Source organism: Scytonema millei VB511283 (assembly GCF_000817735.3).
GTDB lineage: Bacteria > Cyanobacteriota > Cyanobacteriia > Cyanobacteriales > Chroococcidiopsidaceae > Chroococcidiopsis > Chroococcidiopsis millei_B.
This window is the reverse complement of the sequence record NZ_JTJC03000017.1, coordinates 61,123-73,047: the sequence shown is the minus strand read 5'-3', so window position 1 is coordinate 73,047 and position 11,925 is coordinate 61,123. Positions and strand designations below refer to the sequence as shown.

Here is an 11,925-nt window from a genome sequence, read left to right as displayed (position 1 = left end):
GTTCTTTAGTCAAGAGGAATTCAAGAATAAAGTTTGGCAATTAGACGGACACGATGTCGTCTTAATTGACCTTACTAGAGATCGCCGTAGGCAATTTTTCTAGTTGAGATTGCTTTTTCATGCTCGATCGCTCTTCTTTGGTAAAATCTTCGTAGTAAGAACGTTCGGTATTGACATTCCACAAATCATGCTGCTCTCCAAGAATGTTTTTAGCTGCTAGCAATCCAGTGAGCATGGAATGATCCTGATTGTTGTAGCGATGCATCCCATTACGTCCAATAGTTTGTAAGTTGTCAAACTGCTTTAAATATTCTTGAATGACTTGGAGATGTTGGCGATACTCGCCGTCATATACGGGATAAGCTTTGCGCTGACGAATCACAAATCCATCCTCGATCGCGGACAACTTAGACGCTAAGTTTAATTCGACAACCTCGCGACTTGCCAGATCGATCAATTCTGTATTAGATAACTCCCAAAGAGGATCGCCCTCACTACAAAAGTACTCCATCCCCAGACATGTCTTATTAGGGTTGGGGACCATTGCTGCACTCCAATTCTTAAAGTTTTGAATCCGCCCCACTTTGAATTCTGGGCTGTGAATATAAATCCAATTGTCAGGAAATAGATCTGGTTGGTTGACGATCAGCGCCACAATGAGAAAATCTCGATATTTCAAGCTGCGTGCTGCTGTCAGTACCCGCTCGGGTGCTGGAGGATCGAGTCTTTGTACTAGTGCTGTTATAGGCATACTAGAGATGAAGCGATCGCCAAAGATCTGCATCGTGCGATCGCCTTGTCGGGCAGTAATGCTCTTAATCCAAGTTCCTTCTCGTTCGATGCGAGTCACTGCGGTGTTCAGCTGCACCGTAGCACCTTGACTTTCAATCATTTCCTGGCAGCGCTCCCACATCATCCCCGGTCCTAAAACTGGATAGTCAAATTTTTTGATTAAGCTCTTAGCATTTTGACTACCGAATAAAGCGTTAACAACCGCCCGTTTGAGCGACATCCCTTGAATACGTTGAGCTGCCCAGTCTGCCCGAATTCGACTGCAAGGAATACCCCAAACCTTCTCAGTATATGTTTTGAAGAAGATCCTGTACAGGCGATAACCAAATCGATCGATCGCCCAGTCTTCAAAATTTTCTGGTTCAGGACCGGGAAACAATCTCGTTTTGACTTTTGCCTTCAAGTAGCCAAACAAAATAAAGATACTCGGAATAATGCCCAAATTGGATAACGTATTGAACAACGACAGTGGATAACTGTAAAACTTACCTCCGTAGTAAATCCGCGACAGCCGCGGAACTTTGATAAAATCGGCTGCTAAAATTTCTTGCCAGATCTGCTGTACTTCACCAATCTTGGTATAGAAGCGATGACCGCCAATGTCGAAGCGATAGCCTTTGTATGTCTCTGTCCGTGAGATTCCACCTACCTTATCGTCTCCTTCTAAGACGATCGGTTTGATACCTTGCTTGACAAGTTCGTAGCCAGCAGTTAGACCTGCTGGACCTGCACCGATAATAACGACAGAATAGTGGTTCATATATGGGTCAATCCAGTTGTTTGGTTAAATTCTGAGTTCACACAAATTTAGAAGAACTCGTTTTGAGCCAACCCCACTGCCGCAATTGATGGCGCGCTGTACCGATAATGAATGCTAAACCACTATAGAAGTAGTAAAACCAGTGCCAGGGAATGACTTGGAGCGCGAACCGTATCCCTCGTTTGCGCCAAAAGAAGCGATAGACAGGTAAGTTGAGAAATAAGAGTGCCATGCATATTCCCAAAGCTACAGCTAAAAATCCAGACCACCAGAAGGCTGTAACTACGGCAATAAGTAATCCGAATATTAATATGATGCTCAGGCGGTTAGAAACTTGGAGATTCAAATCGTTAATTAATAAGCGATCGCGCCAAATCAATTCTGTCCAAGGAAGGGCGCGATAGTAGAAGTCAGCCTTCAGTAGAGAACCAATTTCCCATCGCTTTAGGTGCTTGACCTGCAATGCCTTATTGAGTCGAATTTTATAACCAGCCTGTTTGAGTCGATAGCCCAATTCAATATCTTCTATGGAAGCCTGTCGATAACTATCGTCAAAACCCTCAACTTCCAGAAATACCTCGCGGCGAATAGCACCGCAAGCACCCCAAAAGGTTGAAGCTTCTTCACAACCAGACTGATGTACGTAGTGGTGCAACAGGTTTCTGTACTGTGACAAAAAGTTGGTTGCATCTGGGGCATCATCATAGGAGCCAATTAGAGCAGCTAAGTCTGGTTCGCGCTTGAAAGTGCTGACTACTTGACTAATAGCGTCTGGACGAACGACGACATCGGCATCGACAAAAAATAGGATCTCACCTTGAGCAAAACAAGCTCCCAAATTACGAGCTACAGCTGGACCACTGCGTGTATTTGTTCTCACAACTTGAGTCCCAAATTCTCTAGCTATCAACCAAGAGCCGTCTGTATCTCCATCCGCCGCCACAATAATTTCAAATGGAGAAGGTGTTGTGTTAGCTAGAGCAGATAAGCAGCGACGAAAATTCTCTCCTCCGTTATAAACTGGAATAATGACAGATACTTCAATTTCATGATTGCAAAACATAATAAAACATATCTCAAAGGCTTGTCATAACAGTTTCATAGAGCAATACTTGTGTTTTAAATCATTAAAATAAAACAGCAGTAGCAATTTATAAAGAATAGCTAATAGATGCGATCGCGAATTTATAAATATTCTATATTTAATAAAATAATTGCCTATACCCTTAAGGTAAGGTTTAAGAGTTTGTATTAAAAGTTACTGCATGAGAAGTAAAAAATCGCCTAATAGCTATCAGTGATAGCTATTAGTGAATCTCATGAATCAATTCTGAAATTTCTTCTCTAATATTAACTAATCTTGAAAAGCCAAGAAGGTATTTTAAGTACAGGTACTCTCTTGACCAAAGTTACTAGAGCGCACTCTTAGTGTCTTCTCTCAATAACTTAGCAGCTAGAGCGCTGCCTCATTTATACCTATAACAAATCCGATATATACATTTTTGCTTCCTTGTTATGGTCTCTTAACAGCAAAAACTTGTCGATACAGAAAAGTTCGGAAAAGTTCAGTGATCTTGACAAAGCTGGCTTTTGTGGCACCAACGTTTTTGTAAATTGTAGCTATTTCTGAGTATATAGATAGCAAAAAAATAGATATAAAAAAGTTTTTCTGGAAACAAATACGCATAAAAAATTAATTTCAGGTAAATTGTAGCGTGCTACAATTTACCTGAAAAATTTGATATTTTTGTTAGATAAAAGGATGAGATATCGATTCAGTTCAAAAAGCGATCGATCGGCTAAGAAAATTGGCTTTTACAAGTCCGATCTGATGCAAAGTATTGTAGTCTTTCAATTGCTACGATATCGCCCTACAAACTTAACTACTCAGCTACCGATCGCGAACGTCGTAACCGATTAATTCAAACAATCTCAAGGTGCAACTTGTCCAAAGCTAGAATTTGCATCGCCTAAGCGATATTCATCAGTATAAATGATTCGAGGGGCAGGACCTGAAAAGTTAGAATTGCCTTTGTATAATCCCATCTTAAAATACGGTCCCGTACCTTCGTCATTCCAAAACGTAGCTCCTTGATAGTTGACTTTTTGAATGTAGTCACCGCTACCCGTTTTCATCCAAAGTCTAAAGAATCCATCGTTGTTACCCGTCCATTTAACATGCACTATAAAGTCAGTCCATTGCCCTCTTATTTCAGAAACCCTTGCTAGAGTGTAGTTAGTACACACAGCGTCTACATTATCACCTCTACGTTGGAAATCTAAGATAAAGTTACTACCTCGGCGCGAGATTTTAGAGCCAACACCACCACACGGATATCTTCTACCTGGTCTGCTAGGCCAAGCCGCAAATTGATTGACAATATCAAAACCTGGATCGGTATCGCTCCAGTCTAAGGGTACAAACATCGACCAGCCGTACCAATAGGTTCTGCCGATTTCGGTTCTACGCATTTCTAGCTCGGCACGTTCTCCGCAGCGGTCTATTCGATGTCTAAAAGCTGTTTGTCCAGCTCTTGTTATATCGTACGAAGGTTCTATTCTGGAACAATTCCTATTTATAGATCGTGAAATTTCAGTCAATGAGTCAATTATACTTGCATGAGACTGACGTATTCCTACTACAAGCAGAAAGAGCGTACTTAGAAGTAGAGATCTACTTAAAAACAAGGCTGAATGATGCAAACATTTTTTCAGATGTTTGTTCTGGCGATCGTTTTTTTTGAACATTATCCTCATTCTCATTGAATTACTCTCAACTTTTAGTTTGGAATGAACTCTATTTGAATTCATGTTTTACTTTTTAAAGAAAGCAGGCAAAGTTTCACAACATTGATTGTTAAGCAAGTTCGTTTGCTTTTCTATAACAAAAAACAATTGACTAAATTTCTATTTATTTATTTAGTTCGATCGAATAAATTTGTATTTCTAAGCTAAAATCAATTTGTTAATTGCATTTTTAATAGCTATCTATGATGTCTACATCTCATAAAAACTACGATACAAACTGTAACCCTAGCTTCAGCTCAAACTATTTTAAATTCACGATTCCAAGTTAATTTTCTAGATCGAAAAAATATATATTTAACACTGTGTTAACTTGATTTACGTCGGTTTTTACCAGTTTTTTGCAAATAGATGATTTTACCAATAAACTTTTTGATTTTCACTCAAAACATTTTCTTTAAGTTTGACTAGATTTTCTTAAGCCAAATACTACCTCCTGTATTTTTCATACATAAGGGCATTTTTTTAATAAATTTATCTTGATGAAAAAGCTCTAAAAATGTATTAAAAAAAACTATTTGGAAGTTGCGGTTATATTGTAAAAATGCTCTGAGCATATAAGCTTCATTCCACGCCCTACCTTCAAATATCCATTCTTTTGGATATTCAAAAGGATAAAAAATATCATGAAAATGTACATAAACTCCTTTGTTTAAAATCGGTAATATTTCAAAAAATATATGGTTAACATCACTATCTACTTTTGATACATGAGTTGAGTCAATGAAAAGAATATCTCCCGCATTTAATTCAGTAAACTTATTGATTTCCACATTCTGAAGCTTTTTCTGGACTATTTCGATTTTATCTGTGTCTGTCTCTTTGATTAAAGATAATAATAGTTGCGGGTAAGGTTCAATAAAACTACAAGATATCGAACTATTAAATAGTAAATCGTTAGTATCCAAAATTAAGCAAGACGAATAACCAGATCCTACTTCAATAATTTTTTTGGGCTTTGCATGATTAATCATGCAGTATAAACAAATTGCATCAGAATATGAATAGGAAATATTTTCGTAGAAATATCTTAAATTTTTCCGCCGATTGGGAGTGAAAGGTAAACTTAGATAATATTCGCTAAATTCTTCAAATAGCTCAAGTTGCGCTTGTTCATTCAAATCAATTCCAGAAACTTTTTTTGTAAGGTGTTTACTAAATATTTCGTCTTCTTTAGATTTAATCTCTGTTAATGATGGAATTGGCGAGTAAAAATGACCTGGAGGAACCCAAGTCTTATATAACCCTAACTTACTTAATTCCAGAAAACTTTGTTTTAAGTAAGGAGTATTATACAATAATTCTTTAATTGTACCTTTAAGGTTTTTTTTCATCTTGGAAATAGCTTAATTTAGAAAAGTTTGTATTTTTGTAGGAAAACTAGACAGAATACTTTCCGTTGCGCTCAGCTTATTGCAGCACTACAACCGCTCTGGTAAAAATTTTGCTCAAGTAAAGTGAGTAGTATTTACTAAAGAGGTAAATTTGCAGCGAAAATCTTATGAGATAATCAAATAGAGTTTCAGTAGGAAGTTATTTTTTTCCCCATTCAACAACTTCTTTCAAGCCATAGGTTAAACGCTGATTAATACTATTAGGCAAAAAACTTAGTATTTTACCAGTTCTTGATAATGATTTATGTTTTTTCCAACTATCCGATCTTTCAATATTTGTCCAGTGTTCTGGCTTTTCAAGGTACTTTACTGTACTTGCTTCTATAATTCCTAAGTTTTTAAAATAATATGCTAGCTCTAGCCCATAATCAAAATACCCTAAAGCTTGGCAGATTTTTAAATACTTTATAGCTTCTTCTGGCGTAGTTTTCTTTTTTGTACCTACGAAATCAAATAACCAAACGACTTCACACCATAAAGGCTGATGTTTGCCATGCTTGGACAGAGAATTATTACGACTAGCTTGATAAATTTCCATGTCAAACATCAGAAATCCTTGCGATCGCATAAATGCTTCAAGCTGTGTATATGTAGTTTCTCCGATATAGTTCTCCACAAAACCTGTCTCTGTTTCCACACAGAAAGCATTTTGCAAAACCTGATTCCCTGCTTTAAGAATTGGTAACTCTAATCCTTGCGTATCAAGCTTGATAATATCTGCTGTTAACTGTTGCTCGTTAGCTAAAGTGTTGAGCGTCGTACATGAGACAGTATCTGTCCCAGTTTCTCTAAATTGGTAATGATGTGAAAAACGACTAAGCCAGTCATGATTTGGGCGGAGCAGAGAATAGCAGAAAGGGTGATGTGTTTTGTACATTACCCGATCTCCTTGCTCTCCAGAAATAGCAAAAGGTAGGTAACGAGTTGACTTGTATGGATGAGGCTCGCGACTCAAGCGCTTGCATTCACTAGCATTTGGCTCGAAGCCAGTGTATGCTAGTAGTTGCGCTAAATCAGACCATTTTGGGTCTAGTGGACCACTACAGCCTATATCTAAAAAATTTACTTGCTGTACCTGAGTAAAAGGATTATTCATACTTGTTTGCTGACATAAATTAACAACGAGATTGTTAGAAAGCTTAAGGCACTTACTATAGTTTTTTAAACATATGTTTTTTCTATTTATACTACTCCAGCAGCTACAGAATTCTTCAATTCTTCTGTAAGGAGTTCAAACCAATTTTCAAAACTATCACTTACTATTAGTTTTTTATCTGGAGACACGACTCCTTCAGCACCTATAGATGTAGCAACAACAGGTAACCCAGCTTCCAGCATTTCCAGGGTTTTTATTTTGACTCCTCCTCCCTTCAAAAGTGGAACTATTCCGATCTCTGCCTTTTCAAAGAAAATAGTTGGATCTTCAACAAAACCTGTAACTGTGATGTGTTTGCCTGCAAGTGCCAAAACTTTTTTAGAAGGATTAGAGCCGACTATATAAAGTTTGAAGTTTCGATCTTGCTGAAGCAGTTTTTTAAAACATTTGTCAACGAAGTTAAGAATTGCTTGCTCGTTTTCTGGTCTTTCCATAGCAGCCCAGAATAAAAGACTTTTCTTTTCTATTTTTTCCGCTCGACGTTTCACTTGATAAACAAAGCTACTAGCTTTTGGAGGCTTTACAATAAGCCTTTCACTACCAATTGAAAATAAAGAACTTAAAAGATCGCGGTCTTTTTTAGATAATACCCATAGTTCGCTTGCATTCGAGTAAAGTTTCTGCTCGTAGCGAAAGATTCTGGCTACTTCAAGATCGAAACATGAACTTTTTACAGATTGCCTTAACCAAACTTGTGTCAATACATCATGTATACTAATGACAATTCTAGTTTGTTTTGGGTCAATGTATTTTTTGATTGTATCTAAATATACGGCAGCATGGGAATATTCAAAATGAATTACATCATAAGTTTTTGTAACCAGAAGCTCTTGAATTTTCTTACTAGCCGCTCTATTAAAACGAGAAGCAAATTTTAAAGGTGCTTGATAATAGTTCAAGCAGTTTATAGCTTTTTTGAATTTAGTAAGTGGGTATGTGTAGAGACTATTATCAAAATCTATTTGTAGATCTTTAGCAACAACTATTTCTGTAGTATTGGCGATGACAATCACATCAACAACTTCATGTAAGGCAGCATACTGCGCAAGATTCATAAAAGCAATTTTTTGTCCAGCTTGAGGATACTGCCTTGTAGGAGCATGAGCTGAAATGAATAAAACTTTTGACATACCACAAATACTATTAGGTTAGGAAAACGAGTTGCAGCTAAAAACTAGTGCTAAGTAACCCTGTGTTGAAAGTACTAACAATCCAACACTTACTTTGTCAGTACTAACCACTTAGATCCTTGTAATGGAGCAACAAATTCCGATACAGGAGTTTCCGATCTTTCAATTACTACCACGAACGGATATAAGTGAAAAGACTGAATGGCATCTTGAAAATAGGTTGAGAAACTAGCAAGACCGCTACCGCTTTTAATAGGCTTATAGCCAAATTCTTGTAATGCATTTAAATTATGCGTCAACCCAGATATATAGGTATGGAACTGATTTAAAGCACCATGAATGTCTTCACATATATAAACTCCTCCTGGTCGTAAATGCGGCAATAATTCTTCTAAAGTTGCAATCTGCTGCTCTGGTTCGTGTCCGCCATCATCAATTACGATATCGAGAGTAGGAACCTCGCTTTTAAATCGTTTCCAGAAATTGCGATCTGTCTGATCGCCAATAAAAATTTTAATCGAATCATTTTCGTATGCTTTACATGCTTCTTCAATATCTACGCCATAAATTTGACAATTAGAACCAAAATAATTTCTCCACATTTCTAAACTCCCACCGCTGGCAACGCCAACTTCTAGAATATGAACTTCTCGTCCAATAAATTTAGAAAGATGACGATGGTAAAGCTTAAAATAGTGCTTCCACTTAAGTATTCCTAATCCTTCAGTATGGGAATCAAAGTAAGCTTCTAAAGCATTTGCCGAGATATTGTCTGCGGCAGCTTTTAAATAGCTATCTGTAGTGCTGGAATCATTAACGATTCTAAAATTTTGACCCCATCGATAACCTTGTTCTACTACTAATGAACTAGAAACTATAGATTTTAGTGTTTTTATATAGGTTTGGTACGAATGCGGTAATAACGTTTTTGCTAAGTAGCGAATTATGCTTTTCATAGATACAAGCTGGTGGTTACTACATTAAATAATCTACTGGTTTTGAGGAAGAAAGAAATCCTAGTTTGTTCAGGATTAATAGAAAAACTTTTATTTTATGTTCAGTTATAGTACCGAAAAAAGATAGCTGAACTTTATGAAACCCTTGTAAATGCCGACGTTTATTCTGTCTTTCAGCGTTTGGAATTCTACTACACCCCGAAAATTTTAGTTGCCAAATTAGTTGACTAGAAATACTAGAAAAGAATTCTCACTATATAAGGTAGTAGTACAGCAGCGATCGAAAGAGCTTATTAGGAGCAGCACAATCACCTATTACCAATTGTGTAGTGGCAATCTACAACTCAGGATACAAGAGTAAAATTAGAATAACCCTTGACGAACGCTAATCTGGTACAATATTTCTAGTAAAATATTTTACATGACAGCAAAAAAAACAGAATAGCAGTAATTTCAAATCCGTAAAATAGATAAATCTTTGTAGATGCCCTGCAATTAAGTTGTGGAACTACTGATGAGTCTGAGTAACAAAAAGTTAAAGAAAATACTTCGCAGACTAATTTGTTCAGATTGAGCGATCGCTTTTATAGTTGGTATCACTTCCTGAAATTAGTTTTTTTCTCGATCTACTTATGGCTACTTAGACTCGCTTGCATTCGATGAATTAAACTAATGATATCTTCGGTAGTGTCTTCCAATTTAAAAGATTCATGCTGCAATGTAGATAAGACTTTATTTAGTTGTGATTCCACATTCTTTTTACTTCCAAGTTCTAAGAGTAATTGGTCTAAAACCATTTTAAAGAAAATATTCGATTGAGTACTTTCAACATAATTTCTTACTATTAATTTCAGCAATTTGGAACTTTTCAAGAGCGAGATTTGCTGCGTGCATACTTCTTGACAAATTTCTTTTAGCAGTCGCGCTGTTGTGTATTCCATTAATACTATTTGTAATGTAAAGAACCCCTGATTTTTTTCAACTAAGGAGCGTCGCCTCAGAGATTCTAAAGCTTCTGCTAGTTCTAGCGACTGAACTTTTAAGCCAAAATCATTCTTCAATTTCTGAAATGAAACTGGTTCGCGCTCAATTGCTAAGCAATACATGAGTTCTTTTTCAATTGGTTGTAGGCGATTGAACTGATTATCGAAAAATTCCTTAACATCATTAAACACTATTATTTCCTGTTTTAGAAAATCAGAGGCGCTACTATCAAATATGTTTTGTATAGTTGTAGAAACCATATTCAGTAATAAAGGATTGCCTCCATAAATTTGAATTATTTTTTTCAAATCATCTTCCGATCCATAAATCCCTTTACCTTTGAGGATATACTGCCCTTCTAACTCATCCAGTCCTATCAATCGTAGCGATCGCGTAGGTAATTCCTCTCCCTCTCTTATAGCAACTTCCTTGGGTTTCTCTCGACTTGTTAACAATAGACAACTTTGATGATATGTTTCTCCTATATATTTTATCAGTCGTCCATACTCCTCGTCCTCTTTTTGATAGTGCATGTCTTTTCGATCGTAATTCAAGATTGATTCAGCACCATCAAGAATCAATAAACAAGGAGACTTACGGAAATATTTTAAGAGCAGTGATATTCTTCCATTTGTAGTTTCTGGTAAATCTTTTTCTTGCTGATTAGAGAGAAAATAAATCATCTCTTCTAGGAGTTCTCGTATTGGTGGAGCATGACGTAACGAGCGCCAAATAATGTATTTGAAATCACTCTGAAGCTGCTGAGCTAGCTTTATAGAAAGAGTGGTTTTGCCAATACCACCCATACCTACTAGTGCTACTAAAGGACAACGATCTTGAACAATCCACTGTTGTAATGTAGCTAATTCTTGGGTACGTCCGTAGAAAGTATGTACGTCAACTGCCTCACCCCAGTCTTGACAACTATCCATATCAAGCTGTTGGTTGTGAGGGGGGTTCGCTAGCGTTAATCTTCTTTCAAGAGCTGTTCTAAAATTCTTTTTGCTTACTTTTTCGCCTAAAGCCTCTGAAAGTATCTTCCATAATCTAGGTCCAACATCTCGTTTTAAGTACTTTTCGCTATATCCTTCTCGGTCGGCAATCTCTTCATATGTGTATCCTTGCCAAGCACCTCTAAGTACTATTTTTTGAATATCTGTTAAATGCGTACCTTGTTTGTTAAACACAACTGTATCTGCAACGATAAATTCTCTGGTTTCAAAAGTTGAGGACTGAGAGTTGATTGCATTCATCTTGTAGGTGTCTCCAAAATAGTTGAAATCTGTAGCTCTACTAGGGAAGAAATGAGCGCTCGTCATTTGATAGCATTGAGTTCTATGTAATTTTCTCTTAGCGTGTAATGTCACTCTAGTACGTTTTAAATTGCTTAACAGAGAGACTTTTCGGTTCTAGTAATTTCTGGCTCGCTCTTGCTATTCCGAATATAAGCTCCAAGTCTAATCTATAAATCGATCGGTTAGCGAATTGTTGTCTGCGATCGCATAAAACACTTACATGTAAACGAATCTTTCACAATTATTTTACTCGGAATCAATTCAAAGCTTTTCAATAGAGATGTGCAGCTGTTTGCAGTATGCGAACTCAACGATTAAGATATTCTTTGCCCATTATGCATAGTCCGATTTAAGTAAACCATATTCTTTCTTGTGTGAGTTAATAAAAATCTGGTATTACTTTAGTCACTTAATCTATATCATTACTTTAATCAACATTGCAAGATAAATAAAGTTATTTACATGACATTTTTTGAATTTTTCGGTTATTTTGGTTAAAACCTGAAAAAATCTGATATTTGTCCGAACTTTTTGGATTGTTCAAATTAATCTAAGCACTTAAAAAACAATATTTTTCCTATACTTTGGGGAATGGTTAACCGTAGAAAAATTTAGTACATATATTAAGTGACGTTTAAATCTGTAATTATTTT

General features: G+C 36.5%; 8 protein-coding genes. All 8 read right to left on the bottom strand.

All coding sequences use genetic code 11. The features are described from left to right. Positions 1-61 precede the first annotated feature (61 nt). The 8 genes from QH73_RS25935 to QH73_RS25900 all read right to left on the bottom strand — a co-directional run bounded on the left by QH73_RS25935 (position 62) and on the right by QH73_RS25900 (position 11,230). Positions 62-1,552 (bottom strand): NAD(P)/FAD-dependent oxidoreductase, encoded by a 1,491-nt coding sequence (locus QH73_RS25935; protein ID WP_039713807.1) that lies wholly within the window; start codon positions 1,550-1,552, stop codon positions 62-64. Between the two features lie 37 nt (positions 1,553-1,589). Next, positions 1,590-2,615 (bottom strand): glycosyltransferase family 2 protein, encoded by a 1,026-nt coding sequence (locus tag QH73_RS25930; RefSeq protein WP_039713808.1) that lies wholly within the window; start codon positions 2,613-2,615, stop codon positions 1,590-1,592. 869 nt (positions 2,616-3,484) lie between these two features. After that, positions 3,485-4,300: a polysaccharide lyase family 20 protein gene (locus QH73_RS25925; protein WP_132867243.1), complete on the bottom strand. Its 816-nt coding sequence runs from the start codon at positions 4,298-4,300 to the stop codon at positions 3,485-3,487. A 464-nt stretch (positions 4,301-4,764) separates the two neighbouring features. Beyond that, positions 4,765-5,691: a class I SAM-dependent methyltransferase gene (locus QH73_RS25920; protein ID WP_039713810.1), complete on the bottom strand. Its 927-nt coding sequence runs from the start codon at positions 5,689-5,691 to the stop codon at positions 4,765-4,767. Positions 5,692-5,890: 199 nt separating this feature from the next. After that, positions 5,891-6,847, bottom strand: a complete 957-nt coding sequence (locus tag QH73_RS25915; protein ID WP_039713811.1) for an FkbM family methyltransferase — start codon at positions 6,845-6,847, stop codon at positions 5,891-5,893. Between the two features lie 86 nt (positions 6,848-6,933). Next, positions 6,934-8,037: a glycosyltransferase gene (locus tag QH73_RS25910; protein WP_039713812.1), complete on the bottom strand. Its 1,104-nt coding sequence runs from the start codon at positions 8,035-8,037 to the stop codon at positions 6,934-6,936. An 89-nt stretch (positions 8,038-8,126) separates the two neighbouring features. After that, positions 8,127-8,993: a class I SAM-dependent methyltransferase gene (locus QH73_RS25905; RefSeq protein ID WP_052289802.1), complete on the bottom strand. Its 867-nt coding sequence runs from the start codon at positions 8,991-8,993 to the stop codon at positions 8,127-8,129. A gap of 626 nt (positions 8,994-9,619) precedes the next feature. Further along, entirely contained in the window at positions 9,620-11,230 is a 1,611-nt protein-coding gene (locus QH73_RS25900; protein ID WP_165587786.1) for a helix-turn-helix domain-containing protein, read from the bottom strand. Positions 11,231-11,925 lie beyond the last annotated feature (695 nt).